The following is a 20,722-nucleotide window of genomic DNA, read 5'->3' as shown; positions in this document are numbered from 1 at the left end:
TTCCTTAAAAATTGTAGCCGAGCTTGACGCGAAATTCGTTTTTCGTCTTCTCGATCAAGTGTAGCCTGGTGTCGGCCTGGCCGGCGTATTGTTCGCCGCCGCCGCGCATTTGCCGGAACGCCGTCAGCGTGGCCCACCATTTCTGGCCCGCATAGTGAATGCTCGGGCCGGCAAAAGTCGACCAGCGCTCCAGGCCGACTTCGGTCTCGTACTCGCTCTCGCGCAGCACTTCGGCGCCCGCATACCATCCCGGTGCAAAGCGGTACGAAACGCCTGTGCCTATGCGTGTTTGCAATTCCATTTCAGGCTCGACCGGCCAGTCGAAACCGTCCGGCAAGTTGGCGATGAATTTGCGCTTTTCGCGCGCCGCCCGTCCGCCCAGGTTGCCGACCCAGACCAGTTGGCCTTCCAGGAAGTATTTCTGGACCTGCATCTCAAGTTCGACTTCCACTTCGCTTTTTGCCTGGCCGGAATGGGGGTCGAGGCGACCGAACTCGATGGAGCTGATGGCCGACAGGCCGATGTCATCCTTGGCCGGGCTGAGGAAATTGTATTTGACGCCAAATTCAATACTGCGCGCGCGCAAGCCCGTTTTTCTGTCTGCCGGCAGGTAACCGTCGATCAGCAAGCCGTGGGTATTGATGGCCAGTCCGTTGACTTCGGCCGAGACCTGGAAGCGGTCGGTCACGCCATACTCGAATTCCGTCTTGGTATCGAGCGCGCTGTAGTGGCCGGCGCCCTTGTCGGAGCGCTGCGTGAACCACTGGTAGAATTCGCTCGCTCCCTTGGGCAATGTCTCGGCACCACGCACGTAGCCCAACAGGTTTTCGTCGGCGCTGGCGGGAAGGGTCACGATGAGCGCGATGGCCAGTGCAATGGCTTTGCGAGGGATGAACATGAAGGCGAAACTCCGTAAACAAGAATGATTTGTGATTCTAAACGAGAATCATTATCACTTGCAAGCGGTTTTTGACGTTCGCCACGGATTGCGCACGGGGGCCGGTTGGCGGGCGGCGCTGTCACTGCGCCGCCTACAGCATGCCATCCCTGTACTGCTATTGCGCGGCCCAGCCGCCGTCGACATTCCATGCCACCCCGCGCACTTGATTGCCGGCCGGGCTGCAAAAAAATACCGCAAGCGCGCCGAGCTCTTCTGGCGTGACGAATTCGCCGGAAGGCTGTTTCTCAACCAGCAATGCTTTCTTGGCTTCCTCGTTGCTCACCTTGTCGCGCGCAGCGCGGTCGTCCACCTGCTTTTGCACCAGCGGCGTGAGCACCCAGCCCGGACAAATCGCATTGCAGGTAATGCCCGTATGCGCCGTTTCGAGCGCGGTAACTTTGGTCAGTCCCACCAGGCCGTGCTTGGCCGCCACGTAGGCTGACTTTTGCTCCGAACCGACCAGGCCATGCACCGACGCTAGGTTAATGATGCGGCCCCAGTTCTTTTGCTTCATGCCCAGCAGCGCGAGGCGCGAGGTGTGGAAGGCCGAGCTCAGATTGATGGCGAGGATCGCATCCCATTTTTCTGGCGGGAAGTCTTCGACGTTGGCGACGAACTGAATGCCGGCATTGTTGACCAGGATATCGACGCCGCCGAACTTGTCTTGCGCGAACTGCATCATGGCGGCGATCTCGGCCGGCTTGGACATGTCGGCATTGTGATAGGCAGTCTGCACGTCGAACTCCTGGGCGACGTCGGTATGGAGTTTTTCAATTTGCTGCGCATCGCCAAAGCCGTTGAAGACGATGTTGGCGCCTTGCTCGGCCAGCGCGCGCGCCAGCCCGAGGCCGATGCCGGAGGTGGAACCTGTCACGAGCGCCGTTTTGCCGCTCAACATGCTTGTTTTCATTGTGTCCTCTGGGAGAATGATTGCGTGGTTGATGATGTAGAATTCTAAACGTTAGTCAGCGTTGTGATTCGTAGTAGCAGGAATTGAAACACATATTTGAATATGGCGACGGATAAGCGCCCAACAAGGAGTCGGCATGACCGTAGCAAGAATCACTTCCGTCCAGTGCTGTTCGCCAACAGGTTTGCACCACATGTCGTACAAGGAATGGGGCGACGAGCATAATCCCGAGATCCTTATTTGCGTGCACGGCGTCACCCGCGTGGGCGACGATTTCGACGTGCTCGCGCGCGCCCTGTCAAGCCACTACCGCGTGATCTGCCCCGACGTGGTGGGCCGTGGCCGCTCCGGCCGCCTGCTCGATGCGCGCCTGTACGGCATTCCCCAGTATGTCAGCGACATGGTCACGCTCATCGCGCGCATCACCGCGCACAGCGACGCGGCCCGCATCGACTGGTTCGGCACCTCCATGGGCGGGCTGATCGGCATGGCGCTCGCGTCGCTGCCGGGAAACCCGATCCGCAAGCTGGTGCTCAACGATATCGGGCCCACGCTCGACCCGGCCGCGCTGCGCCGCATTGGCGACTACATCGGGCAGGATCTGCGCTTTCCCGACTTCGAGCGGGCCGCGCGTTTCGTGCGCGAGGTGTCGCTCTCGTTCGGCGAACACACCGAAGCACAATGGACCAAGCTGGCCAGCGACGTGCTGCGCCAGCAGGAAGACGGCGCATGGGTGCGCCATTACGACATGGGCCTGGCCCAGCCGTTTGCCAACGCCACGCCGGACACCGCCATGGCCGACCAGGCCGCGCTGTGGGCCGCGTACGACGCGATCCGGTGTCCGACGCTGCTGGTGCGCGGCGCCAATTCGGACCTGCTCTCGCACGCGACCGCCGTCGAAATGACCGGGCGCGGGCCGCATGCGCAGCTGGTTGAAATTGCCAACGTCGGCCACGCACCCACCTTCATGCATGACGACCAGATCGCCATCGCACGCCAATTTTTGATTGCTTGAGCTCTGAAAGAACGCATCATGGACATTACCCGACTGTACGTAGGAAAACGATTATCCGAAGTGGCCATCCATAACGGCACGGTCTACCTGGCCGGCCAGATCGCCGACGACACGGCGGCCGACATTGTCGGCCAGACGCGCGAAGTACTCGCTCACGTGGACCGCCTGCTGGCCGAAGCGGGCAGCGACAAGAGCTGCATCTTGACGTGCCAGATTTTCATTGCCGACATGGCGCATTTTCCCGGCATGAACGAGGTCTGGGACGACTGGGTGGCCCCAGGCCACACGCCGCCGCGCGCCACCGTTGAAGCGAAGCTGGCCAACCCGGCCTGCCTGGTCGAGATCTGCGTCACCGCGGCGCTGCGTTAAGCCCGTATGGTAGCGATTGCAGCGCCAGGCGGCGCAACAATACAAGTGCTCTCAGGCCTGGGCGCGCACGACAGCGCCCAGGTCGAGGCGGCGCTTGCGTACGCCACCGGCGCTTACCAGGGCAAGGTGTGCGCGTCGGGCCAAAATGCGCTTGAATTTGCGCTCGGCGTGGCCAACACGCTGGCTTTTTTGCGCACCGACGCCGAGACCCGCATCGCCGGATTGATGTTCGAACTGACGGTGCTGGACCCGAAAGCGGTGGCCGGCCTGGAAGGGCTGGTCGGCAAGGAGGCAACCGATCTGGTGACGGGCGTGCGCCAACTGATCCGCCTGCGCGACATGACGATTGGCAAAGAGAGCGTCGGGCGCGGCAAGAACGCGGCGCAGCAGGCCGTGGCCCAGGTGGAAACGCTGCGCAAGATGCTGCTGGCGATGGCCAGCGACATGCGCGTGGTGCTGGTGCGCCTGGCCTCGTGCGTGACGACCTTGCGCTACTTTGCCGACATCAAGCTGTTCAATGACATGACGCAGGCGTACGGGCGCGAGGTGCTCGACCTGTATGCGCCGCTGGCCAACCGGCTCGGCATCTGGCAGCTCAAATGGGAGCTCGAAGACTTGTCGTTCCGCTTTATCGAGCCGGAGACCTACAAGCGCATCGCCAAGATGCTCGAAGAAAAACGCATGATGCGCGAAGGCTTCGTGCAGTCGTCGATCCTGCGTTTGCAGGACGAACTGGCGGCGGCCGGCATCAAGGCTGAAGTGTTCGGGCGGCCCAAGCATATCTACAGCATCTGGAGCAAGATGCGCGGCAAGGAGCTTGAGTTCTCGGACTTGTACGACGTGCGCGCCTTTCGCGTGATCGTCGCTGACGACAAGACCTGCTACAGCGTGCTGGGCGTGGTCCACAATATCTGGACCCCGATTCCCAAGGAGTTCGACGATTATATTTCGCGTCCCAAGTCGAATGGCTACCAGTCGCTGCACACGGTGGTCAATGCCGAAGACGGACGACCGCTCGAAGTGCAGATCCGCACCCAAGAAATGCATAACTTTGCCGAATACGGCGTTGCTGCCCACTGGCGCTACAAGGAAGAAGGCGGCTCGAACTTCAAGGGCCAGAAGTACGACGAAAAAATCGCGTGGCTGCGCCAGCTGCTGGCCTGGAAGACCGACGTGGCCGACGTCGTGGTCGGCCAGGAAGACATCCAGCGCGAATGGGTCGAGAAGTTAAAATCCACAACTCTGGACGATCGTATATTTGTTTTGACGCCGCAGGCCCGGGTGCTGGAGCTGCCGGTGGGGGCCACGCCGATCGACTTTGCGTATCACTTGCACAGCGAAGTGGGCCACCGCTGCCGCGGCGCGCGCGTGGACGGCATCATGGTGCCGCTGCATACGGCGCTGAAAAGCGGCCAGACCTGCGAGATCATCACCGCCAAGGGCGCGCCGGGAACGGCCGGGCCGTCGCGCGACTGGCTCAATCCCGAATACACGGTCAGCACGCGGACGCGCTCCAAGGTGCGCGCGTGGTTCCACGCGATCGACCTGGAAGAAACGCTGGCGCACGGCCGCGCGCTGGTGGAAAAATCGCTGCAGCGCGAAGGGAAAACCGCCGTCAACCTGGAGTCGCTGGCGCACAAGCTGGGCTTTGCCAAGGTGGACGATCTGTTCATCTCGGTGGGCAAGGAAGAATTCAGCCTGCGCCATGTGGAGCAGGCCCTGCATGACACGGGCGAAGTCATCGTCCCCGAAGACGCGGTGGTGCTCAACAAAAGCCGCGCCTCGAGCGTGGAAAAAGGCGCCAAGTCGGGCGTGCTGGTGGTGGGGACGGACGGCCTGCTGACGGCGCTGGCCAAGTGCTGCAAACCGGCGCCGCCGGACGGCATTGTCGGCTTCGTCACGCGCGGCAAGGGCGTGTCGATCCACCGCGCCACGTGCAAGAATTTTCACGAGATGCGCACCAAGGCGCCGGAACGGGTGATTCATACCGACTGGGGCAGGGCGGGGCAGGATACCGTGTATCCGGTTGACCTGTTTATTCTGGCGGGCGACCGCCAGGGGCTGCTGCGCGATATTTCAGAGGTGTTCTCGCGCGAGAAGATCAATGTCATCGGGGTCAATACGCAAAGCGCCAAAGGACAGGCGCGCATGACCTTCACGGCCGAAATCGGCTCGACCGGGCAGTTGCAAAAGGCGCTGCTGGCGATTATGGAAGTCAATGGCGTGCAGGAGGCCAGGCGGCAGTAAAAGTTCAGCTGCGTTGTTCACACGTTCAGTGGCGGCAGCATCACGCTATAGCTATGGTTTTTGATAAGACAATGGACCCGATGCGCCCCCACTCCTTCCTTTACGCCAAACCCTCCGAATGGGGCGGCTTCGTGTTTCGCTTCGTGGCCAGCTGGTGGTACATGGTCCACCTGGGCGCCATCGCGCTCGTGATGGCGTTTTCGCCGTCTACCTACAACCGCGAGAACCGCCTCACCACTTCGCGCTACATCTACACCAGCACCTGGGAGGTGCTGCCCTGGTTCACGCTGCTGGCAGCCTTGGTGAGCCTGGTCCTGATCCGCATCGTGGTCGTGACCGCGCTGAGCTACGGCCTGTCGCGCTATGCGCTCGAGATGGTGGTGCGGGTGCTGGTGCTCGAACTCATTCCCCTGACCGCGGCCATGTTCGTGGCCCTGCGTGCGGGCCTGGCGTTCAACGCCGGCGACGCGCGCGCGCTGGCCGTCGCCGCCAATGCGCAGCCCGACAAATCGGCCGCCGCGCAAAACCGTCTGCGCCGCGAACTGGTGCCGCAAGTGATCGCCAATGCCTTTGCCGTCTTGAGCCTGGCCATGGTCAGCAGCGTGATCGTGCTGGTGCTGGCCTACATCAGCGTGTATGGCGCCTCGCCCTGGGGCGTGCTCGACTACACGCGCACCGTCGGGCGCGTGTTCAACCCGGCGGTGACGGTCGGCTTTGTCGCCAAGACGATTTTTTTCGGGCTGGCGGTGGCCGTGATCCCGACCGCCGCCATCCTGGAGCTGCACCGCTTCGGCCGCCGGTCTTCGTCGACCGTGCAGCCGGGCGCGATACGGCTGCTGTTCGTATTGCTGGTCATCGAGGCCGGTTCGCTGGCCGTCAAATACATTTAAGAGAGCGAGCATGACTGAAAACGAAGCCGACGCCCCCGCCGAACCCATCGCCCATGTCGAAATCAAGGCAGTAATCCTGCTGGTGCTGATGGCCGCGCTGGTGGCCACGTTTTTGCTGTACGTGATGTACGCGCGCGGCGTGTTCGAGAGCACGCAGCGCCTGGTGCTGGTGTCGGAAGACTCCGAGGGCGTCATCCCCGGCATGGACGTGACGTTCTCCGGCTTTCCCATCGGGCGCGTGCAGCGCGTCGAACTGGCGCCGGACGGCAAGGCGCGCATCCTGGTCGACATCAATCGCAAGGACGCCAAGTGGCTGCGCGCCTCGAGCGTGTTCACCATGGAAAAGAGCATGGTGGGCGAGACGCGCATCCGCGCCTATTCGGGCATTTTGTCCGACCCGCCGATCGAAGAAGACGCGATGCGCACCGTGCTGCGCGGCGACACCGCCGCTGAAATTCCCAAGCTCGTCGCCAGCGCGCGCACGCTGCTCGAAAACCTCGAGAGCATGACCAGCAGCGGCTCGGCGATCAACAATAGCCTGGCCAATATCGAGACGCTTTCCGGGCGCTTTGGCGGCAAGTACGGCGTGTTGGGTGGCGCCCTTGGCAGCGAGACCGAAGCGCGCAAGGTGATGCAGACGCTGGACCGGGTCGACTCGCTGCTGATCAAGGCCGACCAGCGCGTATTTGGCAAGCAGGGCGTGATGGACGACGCGCAAACCGCCGTGCGCCAGCTGAACGTGGTGTTGAAAGACGCCAGTGCGAGCTTGAAAAAAGTCGATGCAGTGCTGGCCGAAGCGCAGAAAGTGGCGGGCAACGCCAACGAAGCGACCAAGGACATCGGCGCGCTGCGCAGCGAGGTCGACGCCAGCCTGCGCAAGGTGACGCGCTTGATCGACGAAATCAACCGCAAGTGGCCCTTTACACGCGAGACGGAGTTGAAGCTTCCATGAACAAGTTTTTCTTAGTCATGCCACTATCCCTTGGCCTTTGCCTGGGACTGGCGGCCTGCGGCAGCAAACCGGTGCAGCCGGACTGGAAGTCGAATGCCAGCGGCTCGCTCAAGAGCTTCAGCCAGGCTTACCTGAAAGGCGACAGCGGCGCGGCAGAATCGGAATTTACGCGCGCCCGCGTCGAGATGGCCAGCACCGGCCGGCCCGACCTGGTGGCGCACGCCGAACTGTATCGCTGCGCCACGCGCGTGGCCAGCCTGGAATACGATGACTGCCCGGGTTTTCTGGCGCTGGCGCAGGACGCCACCGTCAACGAGCGCGCCTATGCCAACTACCTGGCGGGCCACTGGCAGGGGCTCGACGCCGCCTTGCTGCCCGAGCAGCACCGCGCCATCGTGCAGGGCAAGGGCGGCATCGGCGCCATCGCCGACCCGCTCTCGCAACTGGTGGCGGCGGGCGTGCTGATGAAGGCAGGGCGCATGTCCCCCGCCGATATCCACGTCGCGACCGAGACAGCCTCATTGCAAGGCTGGCGCCGGCCGCTGCTCATGTGGCTTGGCGTGGCGCTAAAGCGCGCCAGCGAGGCGGGCGACAGCGCGCAAGCGGCGCGTCTACAGCGCCGCATCGACCTGGCGCTGCTGACCAAATGAGGCGCGCAAGATGAGGCGCGCACTTCGCCTTGCACTGGCAATTGCAGTCGTGGCGCCATTGCCGCCGGCCGCTGCCAGTCAATGCTACGGCAGGCCAGGCAAGGGGCGCCTGGAGGGCGGCGTCCAGCTGCCCCTTGAAGGCGACAATTTTTCCGCCTACAGCACGGTGGCGGCAGGCGCCGGACGCACCTATCTGCACGCCACCAGCGCCGCCATCGTGGTTGACGCGTATGCGCGCCTGAACGCCGGTTCGCCGGCCAATCGCTATGTGTACGGCGAGACGGGGCTGGCCTCGGGCGGGCTGTTCAAGCCGCACAGGACGCATCAGAACGGTTTGTCGATCGATTTTTTCGTGCCGGTGCGCGATGCGCGGGACGTGTCTGTGGCGTTGCCCACCCAGGGAAAAGCGCGTTTCGGCTATGACATCGAATTCGATCGCAATGCCAGATACCAGCAGTTGCGCATCGATTTCCCGGCGCTGGCAGAACACCTGTACCAGCTAGACGCCGCTGCCCGCGCCCATGGCGCGCGGATTGCCAACGTTATTCTCGCGCGGGAGTTTTTGGCCATGCTGTGGGCAAGCCCGCGCGGTCCCTGGGTCAAGAAAAATATTCCGTTCATGGTCGCCAAGCCGTGGGTGCGCCATGACGAGCATTATCACGTTGATTTTTCTCTTCCTTGCCAACCAGGCGTGCCGAAGGGCGCGGCAATGGATCATTGGCCTGCCAAACGCGACTTGCAAGCACTTGCAAACCAAGGCCTCCACGTCCCCGCGCAGCACCTCATTTTTCGCCGGAGAGCAAGCGGCGTTATAAACGTCGCCGGCCCTTCACCAGAAACTAAGCTCTGAGCGCGACGACCTCCAAATATTCCGCCTCCACCCGCGTCGTACCATCGGTCGCCTGATTGTTGCGCGTCCAAAGTTCGACCAAATCCTTGCGCAAGCCTGCCTTGCTGACATCGTCGAGCGCGGCCAGGGCGCGCACCGTGGGGCCGTAATATTCAAAGAAAAATTGTGCCACTTCCGCAGGCGGAAATGGATAGCGCATGGGATACATGCGCTTTTCCGCCGCAACGCTGGTGCATCCCGGTCCCAGCCGGTCACGCACGGTGGCAGTGTCGCCCCAGTTCAGTGGCGACACCATCAGCGGTGGCGGCGGCACATGACTGCCAACAACCTTGAACATTTGGCCAACGTGGCCTTCCGGCGTCCAGTTGGCCATGGCAATGCGCCCGCCCGGGCGGCATACCCGCAACAGTTCGGCGGCCACCAGGTCGGGGCGCGGCGCGAACATGGCGCCGATCAGGCTGACCACGATGTCAAATGAAGCGTCGCCGTAGGGCAGCATCTCGGCGTCGCCTTCATCAAAGGTAACATTGACGCCGGACGCGGCTGCACGCGCGCGTGCCTTGGCGACCAGGTTGGAGGCGATGTCCACGCCGATCACGCGCACCCCCGCACGGGCCGCAGGAATGGCGATCTGGCCGGCGCCGCAAGCGACGTCGAGCATGTGCGCGCCCGGCGGAATGTGCAAGCGAGAGAGAAATTCAAGCGCGCCCGGTTCCATGTATTGTGCGAAATGCGCATAGTCGCCGGACATCCAGGTTGTCTTGAGGCGCGCCTTGAGCGCCTCCATTTCAGGGCTGATCGGATTCATGCCGCATCTCCTTGCACGCGCTATTGCGTACTCGTTTGGACCAGCGTCCTGTGATTTTGTTCAGCGAAAGCGGCGCGGCAGCGTGTTGTGAATATGCGTGGCGGCAATGGCCGCGTGTCCCGCGGCCACGCTGATCTGATTCAAGCCCTTGACCACGTCGCCGATGGCGTACAAGCCTGCAACCGTGGTGCACTGGTATTCATCCACCTCCAGCGCCAGGCAGTCGGCGGTCGCCGCGCCAAGCCCCGCCGCCAGGTCGGAGCGGGCGCTCTCGCCGAGCATCGGGTACACCACGTCGGCATGATGGTCTTCGCCATCTTCCGTGTGGATCACTGGCTTCATGGCGTGCGACATGGTCACGCCCAGCACCGGCGAGGCGATGTAGCGCACGCCAGCGTCGCGCAACTGCTGCTGGTGTTCTGCGGGCATGGCGGACTCCCGGTCGCGCTCGAACAGCGTGACGCTGGCGCTGAAGGTGCGCATGAACAGCGCGTGGCTGACCGGGTTTTCGGGTGACGAGACGATCGCAATGCGCTTGTCGAGCACGTCGAATCCGTCGCACACGGGGCACAGGCGCACCGCGCCCGCAGCGACTGCCTCGCGCCAGTTTTCCACCGGCAAGCCGGCGTCGGCGATGCCGGTGGCAATGAGTACGGTACGCGAGCGCACTTCGCCGCCTTCGTATTCGGCCACGAAGCAGTCGCCCTCGCGCCGCAGCCCGCTGACCTCGCCCGGCGTGACCGCGCCGCCATATCTGCCGAGCTGGCAGCGCAAGTTGTCCAGCAATTGCAGTCCCCGTATGCCGTCTGGAAAACCAGGGAAATTATGGGTCACAGGAATTAAGTCCAGGCGGCTGTTGCCTTTGTCGACGAGCATCACTTCGCGCCTAAAACGGCGCAAGTAGACCGCCGCTGTCAGTCCGCCCGGGCCGCCGCCGATAATCAGGGTGTCATATACATTGTCCATGCTGCATTCTGGATGCGGCGTAACAGGGCGTGCATCGGTGCGCGCGCCGCCGTCAGGTAAGACGGGGACGACAAGGTTTAATCGTGGGCCTCTGGCTGCAGGGTTACATGATCGATGCCGTGTTTGGCAAGCAGCATCTGGTGGACCAAGGCCAGCACTTGCGGCCATTCGCGCATGCTGCGGATGTGCAGGTGCCCGATCAGCGCCGGCTGTCCGGGCGACATGTCCCATACATGCAAGTCATGCACCGACAGCACGCCGGGCACTTGCGCCAGGTCGGCGCCCACCTGCAGGTAGTCGATCGCGTGCGGCACGCCCTCCATCAGCGAATGATAGGACTCGCGCAAGATGGCGGCGGTAGACTTGAGGATCAGCAGCGACACCACGATCGACAGCAGCGGGTCGATCTGCATCCATCCCGAGAGCCAGATGACGGCGCCGGCCACGATGGCGGCAATCGAGCCGAGCACGTCGCCCATCACGTGCACCAGCGCCGCGCGCGTGTTGATGCTGGCCTGGTCACGCGCGAGCAGCCAAGCCACGCCCAGATTGACCGCCAGGCCGATGCTGGCGACGATGAGGACGGTAAGGCCCGCAACCGGGCGCGGCGCGGAAAAGCGCTGCACAGCCTCGAACACGATCCAGCCGACCACAAGCAGCATCGCCAGGCCATTGACGAATGCGACCAGCGCTTCGGCCCGGCCATAGCCAAAGGAATTGCGCGCCGAAGGAGGGCGCTTGGCAATCATCTGGGCCAGCAGCGCCAGGCCGAGCGAGGCGGCGTCGGTCACCATGTGGCCGGCGTCCGACACGAGCGCGAGCGAATTGGAAATCAATCCGAACACGACTTCCACGACGGCGAACAGCAGCGTGAGCATGAGCGCTACGGCCAGTGCGCTATTGCTGCGTTCTTCAGTCACGTGCACGTGCTTGGCGTCACCCTGGTGGTGGGCGTGCAGGTGCGCGGACGGTGAAGGGGGTGTGTTGGATGGCATGCTTAAAGTGTAATATAAAATTCCCGGCCCGGCGCAGGCCCGTCCCTAGCCCGTGTTTCGCGGCGCCCGACAGGGTTTTTATGTGTGATATATTTAGTTCTTAAAAAGCCCTTGTGCTTCTCGAAATGCCTCTCTATAATTCGGGTCTTCGGGCGGTTAGTTCAGCTGGTTAGAATACTTGGTCGACATCCAAGGGGTCGGGGATTCGAATTCCTCACCGCCCACCAGATTAAGAGTTTTAAAAACGGTAGTAGTCAGTAAAAGTGAGAAAGGCATCATGGTTATGACACCGCGAACTACGACGGAGTTGTTCCAGCGACACTAGTCGAGGTGATTCCTTTTGCTCTACGAAAAGTAAACGCGGCTAGCCCGCGTTTTTTTTCGTCCGCGTTTTTGATCGACACACCATTTCGTTTCATGTTCAGGAGAACAGCATGCTTTCAGTCCGACTTCCCGATGGTTCCGAGCGCCAGTTCGACGGCCCAGTCACCGTAGCCCAGGTCGCCGCCAGCATCGGCACCGGACTTGCCAAGGCGGCGCTGGCCGGCAAGGTCGACGGCAAGGTCGTCGATACGTCCTTCCTGATCGAGCAGAACGCCGAGCTGGCGATCATTACCGACAAGGACCCCGAAGGCCTGGACGTGATTCGCCACTCGACGGCGCATTTGCTGGCCTACGCGGTCAAGGAGCTGTTTCCGGAAGCGCAGGTCACCATTGGCCCGGTCATCGAGAACGGCTTTTACTATGACTTCGCCTACAAGCGTCCGTTCACGCCGGAAGACCTGGCTGCCATCGAAAAAAAGATGGGCGAGCTGGTCAAGAAGGATGAAAAAGTCACCCGCACCGTCTTGCCGCGCGACGAAGCGGTTGCCTACTTCAAGTCCATCGGCGAAGATTACAAGGCCGAAATCATCGGCTCGATTCCTGCCGGGGAAGACGTGTCGCTGTATGCCGAGGGCGGCTTCACCGACCTGTGCCGCGGCCCGCACGTACCGTCGATCGGCAAGCTCAAGGTATTCAAGCTGATGAAGGTGGCCGGCGCCTATTGGCGCGGCGACTCGAAAAATGAAATGCTCACCCGCATCTACGGCACGGCCTGGGCCAAGAAGGAAGATCAGGAACTGTACCTGCACAATCTTGAAGAAGCGGAAAAGCGCGACCACCGCAAGCTGGGCAAGCAGCTCGACTTTTTCCACTTCCAGGAAGAGGCGCCGGGCCTGGTGTTCTGGCATCCCAAGGGCTGGATCATTTGGCAGCAGGTGGAGCAATACATGCGCCACAAGTACCAGGTCAACGGCTACGACGAAGTCAAGGCGCCGCAGATTCTCGACAGCAGCCTGTGGGGCAAAACTGGCCACTGGGATAACTATCGCGAAAACATGTTCGTGACGGAATCGGAAAACCGCTCCTACGCGCTTAAGCCGATGAATTGTCCCGGTCACGTGCAAATTTTCAACAGCAACATGCGCAGTTATCGCGACTTGCCGCTGCGCTACGGCGAATTCGGCCAGTGCCACCGCAACGAGCCGTCCGGCGCGCTGCACGGCATCATGCGCGTGCGGGGTTTTACGCAGGATGATGGCCACATTTTTTGCACCGACGAGCAGATCCAGCCTGAAGTTGTTGCGTTTCACACACAGGCGATGGAAGTGTATGCCGACTTCCATTTTGAAAATATTGACGTCAAACTAGCGCTGCGTCCGGATAACCGCATCGGTACGGACGAAGTGTGGGATAAAGCGGAAGAAGCGCTGCGTTCGGGTTTGCGCGCCTGCGGCGTCACCTGGACCGAGTTGCCGGGCGAGGGCGCTTTTTACGGGCCGAAGATCGAATACCACCTGAAAGATAGTCTCGGCCGTCCATGGCAGGTGGGCACCATGCAAGTGGACTTCTTCATGCCGGAGCGACTCGGCGCCGAGTACGTGGCGATGGATAACTCGCGCCAGGTGCCGGTCATGCTGCACCGCGCGATCGTCGGTTCGCTCGAACGTTTTATCGGTATCCTGATCGAAAACCATGCCGGCGCGATGCCATTGTGGCTGGCGCCGGTGCAGATCGCTGTCCTGAACATTTCGGATGCGCAGGCCGATTATACGAAGGAAATTGCTTCGCAACTGCGCAAAGCCGGGTACCGCGTTCACGCTGATTTGCGAAACGAGAAGATAACCTATAAAATACGTGAACATTCCGTCCAAAAACTGCCATATATCCTTGTGATCGGCGACAAAGAGCGGGATGCCAACACTGTGGCCGTGCGAGCACGGGGCAATGTCGATTTGGGCGTCATGTCCATCGAAGCCCTCGTGGAGCGACTCAAAACCGAGATCGATTCCAAAGCTTGACGCGCGGCTAATTCATCAGACATTAAAAGGAAACAACATAGCTACTGACAAGTCACATCGCATCAATGGCGAAATCACCGCCCCTGAAATGCGTTTATCGGGGGTGGAAAACGAGCCGCTTGGCATTGTGAGCCTGGCCGAAGCTTTTCGTCTGGCCGAAGAGGCTAACGTCGACCTGGTCGAAATCGCTCCGACGGCGCAGCCGCCGGTATGCCGCCTCATGGACTACGGCAAGTTCAAGTATTCGGAGCAGAAAAAGGCCCACGAAGCGAAATTGAAGCAAAAGATCATCCTCGTGAAGGAAGTCAAATTCCGTCCGGGTACCGATGATGGTGACTACAATATCAAGCTGCGTAACCTGATCAAGTTCCTGGACGAAGGCGACAAAACCAAGATCACACTGCGTTTCCGCGGCCGTGAGATGGCGCACCAGGACATTGGCTTTCGCATGCTGGAACGTCTGAAGGCTGATCTGGAGCCGTACGGCCAGGTCGAGCAATTCCCGAAGATGGAAGGCCGCCAGATGATCATGATCCTGTCGCCAAAAAAGAAGAAGTAAGCCGTCGAGTCGTGTTGGCGCGGGGTCGGACCCCGGTTCGACGCCGGCGCAAAAAGTTGGCACAGGTTACACCCGTAGGGCGGAAAAGCGTAGCGCATTCCGCCATGAGTCCCCGGCGGCTTATGGCGGAATGCGCTTCGCTTTTCCGCCCTACATTTCGTTGAAAATGTATTTTTTTCGACACATCTGTGTTATGATCTCGGGCTTCGTTCTGCAAAGAATGAGGAATCATGTGAAAGCAGGCATCTAAGCGCAGCGCGTTGTTGCCACCTGCAATCCTGCTACTGGAGCTGTCCGGAAGGACAGAACTACTATGCCTAAAATGAAGACCAAAAGCTCCGCGAAGAAACGTTTTCGCGTGCGTCCAGGTGGAACCGTCAAAGCGGGTCACGCTTTCAAGCGCCACATCCTGACCAAGAAAACCACCAAGAGCAAGCGCCAATTGCGCGGAATCACGAACGTCGACGCTGCGGATGTACGTTCCGTCATGCGTATGATGCCGTCTGCTTAATCTCACACTCAATTTAAGGAGATACTATGCCTAGAGTAAAACGTGGGGTTACCGCTCGTGCCCGTCATAAGAAAATTCTTGTCCAAGCTAAAGGCTACCGTGGTCGCCGCAGCAAGGTATACCGTGTTGCCAAGCAAGCAGTCATGCGCGCCGGCCAATACGCTTACCGCGATCGCCGCAACAAGAAGCGCGTATTCCGCCGCCTGTGGATCGCCCGTATCAACGCCGCTTCCCGTGAGCATGGCGTAACGTACAGCGTATTCATGAACGGCTTGAAGAAAGCATCTATCGAACTGGACCGTAAAGTCCTGGCCGATATGGCTGTGATGGACAAGCCGGCGTTCGCCGCGATTGTCGCCGCAGTAAAGACAAAAATCGCAGCGTAAGCTTGTGATCATGTCAGGCGCAGCCCCCGGGTGGCGCCACGAAGCGGGGCAGAGGTTCAAACCTGTGCCCCGTTTTTGATTGTGGCGCGTGCGCGACGCGTCTTGGCTCAATCTTCAACCAAAAAAAGACATCGCATGAATTCCCTCGAAGACCTCGTCGTCTCGGCCCAGGCTGACTTTAGCGCCGCCTTAGACGCTGCCGCACTCGAAAACGCCAAAGCCAAGTACCTTGGCAAGACCGGCCAGATCACCGAACAGATGAAGGGACTCGGTAAACTCGATCCCGACCAGAAAAAAACCCAGGGCGCGCTGATCAACGCCGCCAAAGTGCAGATCGAGACCGCCCTGACCGAGCGCCGCGATGCGCTGGCCAACGCCATTCTCGACGCGCGCCTGAACGCGGAAGCCATCGACGTCACGCTGCCCGGGCGCGGGCGCTCGATGGGTGGCATTCACCCCGTGATGCGCAGCTGGGAGCGGGTCGAGGAGATCTTCCGCTCGATCGGCTTCGATGTGGCCGACGGCCCCGAAATCGAAACCGACTGGACCAACTTCACGGCCCTCAACAGCCCGGAAAACCATCCGGCCCGGTCGATGCAGGACACCTTTTACGTGGAAGGCAACGACAGCACCGGTAAGCCTTTGCTGCTGCGCACCCACACCAGCCCGATGCAGGTGCGCTATGCGCGCACCCATACGCCGCCGATCAAGGTCATCGCGCCCGGCCGCACTTACCGCGTCGACAGCGATGCAACGCACTCGCCGATGTTCCACCAGGTTGAAGGCCTGTGGATCGCCGAAGACATCTCGTTCGCCGACCTGAAGGGCGTCTACCTCGCCTTCGTCAAGGCGTTCTTCGAGACCGACGATCTGCAGGTGCGCTTTCGCCCCTCGTATTTTCCGTTCACCGAACCGTCGGCGGAAATCGACATTGCGTTTGGCAGCGGCCCGCTCAAAGGACGCTGGCTGGAAGTGTCGGGCGCCGGCCAGGTGCATCCGACGGTGGTCAGGAACTTTGGCCTGGATCCTGAAAAGTTTATCGGCTTCGCGTTCGGCTCCGGCCTTGAGCGCTTGACGATGCTGCGCTACGGGATCAACGACCTGCGCCTGTTCTACGAAGGCGATCTGCGCTTCCTGAAGCAATTTAATTAATCAAGATAACTCATCGAGACAACAAGATCTTTGCTTTAAAGGCGAATAGATATGCAATTTTCTGAAACTTGGCTGCGTACGATGGTCGATCCGGCCCTGACGTCGGATGAACTGGCCCATTTGCTGACCATGTCCGGCCTCGAGGTCGAAGAAGTCGAAGCCGTCGCGCCGCCGTTCTCGAACGTCGTCGTCGCTGAAGTACTGGAAGTGACGCGCCACCCCAACGCGGACCGGCTGAACGTTTGCAAGGTCAACGTGGGCACCGGCACGCTGCTCAACATCGTCTGCGGCGCGCCCAACGTGCGCACCGGGATGAAGGCCATTTGCGCCATGGCCGGCGCCGTGCTGCCGCCGGGCGCGGACGGCAAGCCGTTCCTCATCAAGGTGGGCGAACTGCGCGGCGTCGAGTCGCAAGGCATGATGTGCTCTGCCAAGGAACTGAAGATCTCGGAAGAGAGCAGCGGCCTGATGGAACTTGATCCGAGCGCACAGGTCGGCCAGAACATCCGCGACTACCTGGCCCTGAACGACCTCAAATTTACCATCAAGCTCACGCCAAACAAGGCGGACTGCCTGTCGGTGCTGGGCGTGGCGCGCGAAGTGTCGGCGCTGACCGGCACGCCGCTGGTGATGCCGTTAATGCGCACCGTACCGGTGAACGGCAGCGAGATACTGCCCGTCAAAATCAGCGCGCCGGATTTGTGCGGGCGCTTTTCGGGCCGCGTGATCCGCGGCCTGAACGCCAAGGCGGTCACGCCGCAGTGGATGTGCCAGCGCCTTGAGCGCAGCGGCCAGCGCCCGGTGTCGGCCCTGGTCGACATCTCCAACTACGTGATGCTCGAACTGGGCCGGCCGTCGCACGTGTTCGACCTCGATAAAATCCATGGTGGCCTGGATGTGCGCTGGGGTAAGCCGGGCGAAACGCTCAAGCTCTTGAACGGCACCACCATCGCGATCGACGCATTTTTTGGTGTGATTGCCGACGACAAGGAACTTGAATCGCTGGCCGGCATCATGGGTGGCGACGCCACGGCCGTCTCGCTCGACACCGAGAACATCTACCTTGAAGCGGCCTTCTGGTGGCCGAACGCGATCCAGGGCCGCGCGCGGCGCCTGAATTTTTCGACCGATGCGGCGCACCGCTTCGAGCGCGGCGTTGATTTTGCGACGACGGTGGAACACATCGAGCGCATCACCGCGCTGATCGTGGAAATTTGCGGCACCACCCAGACCGTGGTTGGCCCGGTGGATGACATTGTCGCCAACCTGCCGCAGCGCGCTCCGGTCCTGCTGCGCACCGCGCGCGCGCAAAAAGTCATCGGCGTGCCCGTCACCGACGCCATGGTGGCCGACATTTTCACCCGCCTTGGCCTGCCGTTCACGCAGCAGCCTGGCTTGTTTTCGGTGACCTCGCCGTCCTACCGTTTCGACATCGAGATCGAGGAAGACCTGATCGAAGAAGTCGCGCGCGTGTACGGCTTCGAGAACATTCCTGCGCTGCCGCCAGTGGCTGCCAGCCAGATCATCCTGGCGCCCGAGAACACGCGCTCGCTGTTCGCCGTGCGCCACCAGATGGCCGACCTTGGATACCAGGAAGTGGTCAACATGAGCTTTGTCGAGTCGCAGTGGGAAGCCGATTTTTCGGCCAATAACGACCAGATCAAGCTGCAAAATCCGATCGCCAGCCAGATGGGCGTGATGCGCTCGTCGCTGATCGGCAGCCTGGTGGCCAACGTGCGTTACAACCTGAACCGCAAGGCGGGCAGGGTGCGCGCGTTCGAAGTGGGCGCCGTCTTCAAGCGCAATGCGCAGGCCGTGGATGGCCCGCTGTCCGTGGCCGGTTTTGACCAGCCCAAGCGCGTCGCCGCTATTGCCTACGGCCCTGCGCTGGACGAACAGTGGGCCGCCAAGCCGAATCGGGTGGTGGACTATTTCGACGTCAAGGCCGACGTTGAGGCGATGTTCGCACCGCGCGTGCTACGGTTTGTAAAAACCGCGCACCCGGCGCTGCATCCGGGCCGCTCGGCAGCCATTGAACTGGACGGCCAGGAAATTGGCTTCATCGGCGAACTGCATCCGCGCTGGCTGCAAAAGTACGACTTGCCGCTCGCGCCGGTGCTGTCCGAGGTGGATGCTATTGCCTTGCAACAACGTGTTGTGCCGGAATATAATGAGATTTCGAAGTTTCCAGGCGCCACGCGCGACCTGTCGCTGGTCGTCAAGCAAACCGTCGCGATGCAAGATTTGATCGATACTTTTTCAGCGGAACTGGCGGCCAATCCCGCTGGAAAGATTGTGCAAGCCATTGTTTTGTTTGATGAATATCGCGGCGAACGGGTCGAATCGGACGAAAAAAGCCTTGCTTTCCGCTTTAGCTTGCAAGATACTCAAAACACCTTGCAGGACGAGTTGGTCGACGGTGTGATGACGGCCATGAGCGACGCTGCGAAGAAAAAACATGACGCGAAGCTGCGTTCATAATCGAAGAGCACAGAAATTTAAGGCGGGGCTGGAAAATTAATAACAACGACGTGGATTCGGCCGTACTCCAATCGGCACTGGCTGCCGACCTGCATCGCGCGATGCTTGACGCCAAGGTGCGCCAGGAGGCCGAGAAAGATTTACCGACCTTGACCAAGGCCGAGCTTGCTGAACTGTTGTTCGAGCAGGTCGGTCTAAACAAGCGTGAAGCGAAAGACATGGTCGAGACGTTTTTTGACGAAATCCGCAATGCGCTCGAGCGTGGCGAAGCGGTCAAGCTCTCCGGCTTTGGCAACTTCCAGCTGCGCGACAAGCCGCAACGGCCGGGGCGCAATCCCAAGACCGGGGAAGAAATCCCGATCACTGCCCGCCGCGTCGTCACGTTCCACGCGAGCCAGAAGCTCAAGGGGATGGTTGAAGAAACCAGCCCCCTGTCCCGTGCCGCTTAACCGGCGATAGAAGCAATTTATGAATGATCGTCCGAGCAAGACTGATCTGATTGTGCTGCCGGCCATTCCAGCCAAGCGCTACTTCACCATTGGTGAAGTCAGTGAGTTGTGCGGCGTCAAACCGCACGTCCTTCGCTACTGGGAGCAGGAATTTACCCAGCTAAAGCCAGTCAAACGACGTGGGAATCGCCGTTATTATCAGCACCACGAGGTGTTATTGATACGCCGTATTCGCGAATTGTTGTACGAACAGGGCTTTACGATCAGCGGTGCGCGCAACAAGCTCGACGGCCGTGGTGGCGAAGTACCGGTTGATGACGCGCCTGACAACGGCGCCATGGAGGTTGTGACGGCGCGGCTCGACAACGCCTTCCTGCGCGCCGAACTGACGGCCATACTCGCGCTGCTCACGCCGGGCGTGTGAACCGTAGGGGCTTGTCTCCTATATAATGATTACTCCACCCTTGTGCACCTCCTTGCCGTGTTGCGCGTTGTTCGGATTCTCCCGTGTTTGTACAAAACAATCACGGTGCTAGAATACCAATGGATGCGCAGTACCGGGCTAAGGTAGGCCGGGCTCTTTCCTATATCAGGGAAAATTTAAGGGAAGACAATGATACGCGTTGCCATTTGTGACGATCACCAGATAGTACGAGCAGGATTCAAACAGATTTTTTCGTCTTCCAGCGACTTTGACGTCGTCGCCGAAGGCGCAACCGGGCGCGAAGCGCTCGACATTGCACGGCGCGAAATTTGCGACGTGCTGTTGCTCGACATTGCCATGCCCGACCAGAGCGGCATTGATATCCTGCGCACCATTCGCCAGGGGCAGCCCAATTTGCCTGTGCTCATTTTGTCGGGCTATCCGGCGCAGCAGTACGCGCTCAACCTGTTCAAGATGGGCGCCAACGGTTATCTGAACAAGGAGTGCGAGGCGGACGAACTCAAAACGGCCGTGCGCACGGTGTTTCAGGGCCGGCGCTACGTCAGTTCCACGGTGGGCGAGCTGCTCGCGCAAAGTTTTGACCGCGATCCGAGCACGGCTTTGCACACGGAATTGTCCGACCGCGAGTTCCAGGTATTTTTGCGCCTTGCCAAGGGTGCAACCGTGTCCGATATCGGCGTTGCACTCTCGCTCAGCATCAAGACCGTGTCCACCTACCGCACGCGCATCATGGAAAAAATGGGGCTGCAGTCGAACAGCGACCTGACGTATTACGCCATGAAAAACAACCTGCTCGATTAACCAT

21 protein-coding genes and 1 tRNA gene are annotated in these 20,722 nt (G+C 60.8%); 17 read left to right on the top strand and 5 right to left on the bottom strand.

Translation table 11 applies throughout. The features are described 5' to 3' along the window. Positions 1-4: 4 nt before the first annotated feature. Both ACP7D4_RS04095 and ACP7D4_RS04090 read right to left on the bottom strand, forming a co-directional pair. Positions 5-898 (bottom strand): DUF6662 family protein, encoded by an 894-nt coding sequence (locus ACP7D4_RS04095; RefSeq protein WP_426207854.1) that lies wholly within the window; start codon positions 896-898, stop codon positions 5-7. Positions 899-1,055: 157 nt separating this feature from the next. After that, positions 1,056-1,850, bottom strand: a complete 795-nt coding sequence (locus tag ACP7D4_RS04090) for a 3-hydroxybutyrate dehydrogenase (RefSeq protein WP_426207853.1) — start codon at positions 1,848-1,850, stop codon at positions 1,056-1,058. Between the two features lie 136 nt (positions 1,851-1,986). On the opposite strand from ACP7D4_RS04090, the gene ACP7D4_RS04085 reads away from it, so the two are divergent. The 7 genes from ACP7D4_RS04085 to ACP7D4_RS04055 all read left to right on the top strand — a co-directional run bounded on the left by ACP7D4_RS04085 (position 1,987) and on the right by ACP7D4_RS04055 (position 8,823). Further along, positions 1,987-2,865 (top strand): alpha/beta fold hydrolase, encoded by an 879-nt coding sequence (locus tag ACP7D4_RS04085; protein WP_426207852.1) that lies wholly within the window; start codon positions 1,987-1,989, stop codon positions 2,863-2,865. An 18-nt stretch (positions 2,866-2,883) separates the two neighbouring features. Next, the gene (locus ACP7D4_RS04080; protein WP_426207851.1) at positions 2,884-3,234 is read left to right on the top strand and encodes a RidA family protein; all 351 of its coding nucleotides are present in this window, start codon (positions 2,884-2,886) and stop codon (positions 3,232-3,234) included. Between the two features lie 6 nt (positions 3,235-3,240). Continuing rightward, positions 3,241-5,481, top strand: coding sequence for a RelA/SpoT family protein (locus ACP7D4_RS04075; RefSeq protein WP_426207850.1), 2,241 nt, complete (start codon positions 3,241-3,243; stop codon positions 5,479-5,481). Between the two features lie 80 nt (positions 5,482-5,561). After that, on the top strand, positions 5,562-6,371 hold the full coding sequence (locus ACP7D4_RS04070) for an MlaE family ABC transporter permease (RefSeq protein WP_426101396.1): 810 nt from the start codon (positions 5,562-5,564) through the stop codon (positions 6,369-6,371). Between the two features lie 10 nt (positions 6,372-6,381). Then, on the top strand, positions 6,382-7,323 hold the full coding sequence (locus ACP7D4_RS04065; RefSeq protein ID WP_426207849.1) for an MlaD family protein: 942 nt from the start codon (positions 6,382-6,384) through the stop codon (positions 7,321-7,323). A gap of 17 nt (positions 7,324-7,340) precedes the next feature. After that, positions 7,341-7,973, top strand: a complete 633-nt coding sequence (locus ACP7D4_RS04060) for a hypothetical protein (RefSeq protein WP_426207848.1) — start codon at positions 7,341-7,343, stop codon at positions 7,971-7,973. A 10-nt stretch (positions 7,974-7,983) separates the two neighbouring features. After that, positions 7,984-8,823: a penicillin-insensitive murein endopeptidase gene (locus ACP7D4_RS04055; protein ID WP_426101124.1), complete on the top strand. Its 840-nt coding sequence runs from the start codon at positions 7,984-7,986 to the stop codon at positions 8,821-8,823. Here ACP7D4_RS04055 and ACP7D4_RS04050 read toward each other — a convergent pair. The 3 genes from ACP7D4_RS04050 to ACP7D4_RS04040 all read right to left on the bottom strand — a co-directional run bounded on the left by ACP7D4_RS04050 (position 8,813) and on the right by ACP7D4_RS04040 (position 11,592). Next, positions 8,813-9,631 (bottom strand): class I SAM-dependent methyltransferase, encoded by an 819-nt coding sequence (locus tag ACP7D4_RS04050; protein ID WP_426101122.1) that lies wholly within the window; start codon positions 9,629-9,631, stop codon positions 8,813-8,815. The two genes, ACP7D4_RS04055 and ACP7D4_RS04050, sit on opposite strands and share 11 nt — an antisense overlap. Positions 9,632-9,691: 60 nt before the next feature. Then, positions 9,692-10,597, bottom strand: coding sequence for an NAD(P)/FAD-dependent oxidoreductase (locus ACP7D4_RS04045; protein ID WP_426207847.1), 906 nt, complete (start codon positions 10,595-10,597; stop codon positions 9,692-9,694). A gap of 77 nt (positions 10,598-10,674) precedes the next feature. Next, positions 10,675-11,592 carry a cation diffusion facilitator family transporter gene (locus ACP7D4_RS04040; protein WP_426101118.1) on the bottom strand — a complete coding sequence of 306 codons (918 nt, stop codon included), beginning with the start codon at positions 11,590-11,592 and terminating at the stop codon, positions 10,675-10,677. A gap of 150 nt (positions 11,593-11,742) precedes the next feature. Between ACP7D4_RS04040 and ACP7D4_RS04035 the strand changes: the two genes are divergently transcribed. From ACP7D4_RS04035 to ACP7D4_RS03990, 10 genes are all read left to right on the top strand, one after another. Then, positions 11,743-11,819: transfer RNA gene (locus tag ACP7D4_RS04035), tRNA-Val, on the top strand. 207 nt (positions 11,820-12,026) lie between these two features. After that, positions 12,027-13,934 carry a threonine--tRNA ligase gene (thrS, locus tag ACP7D4_RS04030; protein ID WP_426101116.1) on the top strand — a complete coding sequence of 636 codons (1,908 nt, stop codon included), beginning with the start codon at positions 12,027-12,029 and terminating at the stop codon, positions 13,932-13,934. 10 nt (positions 13,935-13,944) lie between these two features. Then, positions 13,945-14,493 (top strand): translation initiation factor IF-3, encoded by a 549-nt coding sequence (gene infC, locus ACP7D4_RS04025; RefSeq protein ID WP_426101394.1) that lies wholly within the window; start codon positions 13,945-13,947, stop codon positions 14,491-14,493. Positions 14,494-14,806: 313 nt separating this feature from the next. After that, the gene (gene rpmI, locus ACP7D4_RS04020) at positions 14,807-15,004 is read left to right on the top strand and encodes a 50S ribosomal protein L35 (protein WP_426101114.1); all 198 of its coding nucleotides are present in this window, start codon (positions 14,807-14,809) and stop codon (positions 15,002-15,004) included. Between the two features lie 26 nt (positions 15,005-15,030). Beyond that, the gene (rplT, locus tag ACP7D4_RS04015; protein WP_426101112.1) at positions 15,031-15,390 is read left to right on the top strand and encodes a 50S ribosomal protein L20; all 360 of its coding nucleotides are present in this window, start codon (positions 15,031-15,033) and stop codon (positions 15,388-15,390) included. A gap of 135 nt (positions 15,391-15,525) precedes the next feature. After that, positions 15,526-16,542: a phenylalanine--tRNA ligase subunit alpha gene (pheS, locus tag ACP7D4_RS04010; RefSeq protein ID WP_426207846.1), complete on the top strand. Its 1,017-nt coding sequence runs from the start codon at positions 15,526-15,528 to the stop codon at positions 16,540-16,542. Between the two features lie 51 nt (positions 16,543-16,593). Continuing rightward, a complete protein-coding gene (gene pheT, locus ACP7D4_RS04005) occupies positions 16,594-19,023 on the top strand; it encodes a phenylalanine--tRNA ligase subunit beta (protein ID WP_426207845.1) in 2,430 nt (809 codons plus the stop codon). A gap of 101 nt (positions 19,024-19,124) precedes the next feature. Further along, positions 19,125-19,472, top strand: coding sequence for an integration host factor subunit alpha (locus ACP7D4_RS04000; RefSeq protein WP_426101392.1), 348 nt, complete (start codon positions 19,125-19,127; stop codon positions 19,470-19,472). Positions 19,473-19,491: 19 nt separating this feature from the next. Then, entirely contained in the window at positions 19,492-19,896 is a 405-nt protein-coding gene (locus ACP7D4_RS03995; protein WP_426101106.1) for a MerR family transcriptional regulator, read from the top strand. Positions 19,897-20,085: 189 nt separating this feature from the next. Beyond that, complete coding sequence (locus ACP7D4_RS03990; RefSeq protein ID WP_426101104.1) at positions 20,086-20,718, top strand: response regulator; 633 nt, start codon at positions 20,086-20,088, stop codon at positions 20,716-20,718. Positions 20,719-20,722: the final 4 nt, after the last annotated feature.

Source organism: Massilia sp. TWP1-3-3, assembly GCF_049897805.1.
Classification (GTDB): domain Bacteria; phylum Pseudomonadota; class Gammaproteobacteria; order Burkholderiales; family Burkholderiaceae_D; genus Telluria_A.
Note: the sequence above shows the minus strand (reverse complement) of the source record. Positions and strands in the feature narration are given on the sequence as shown.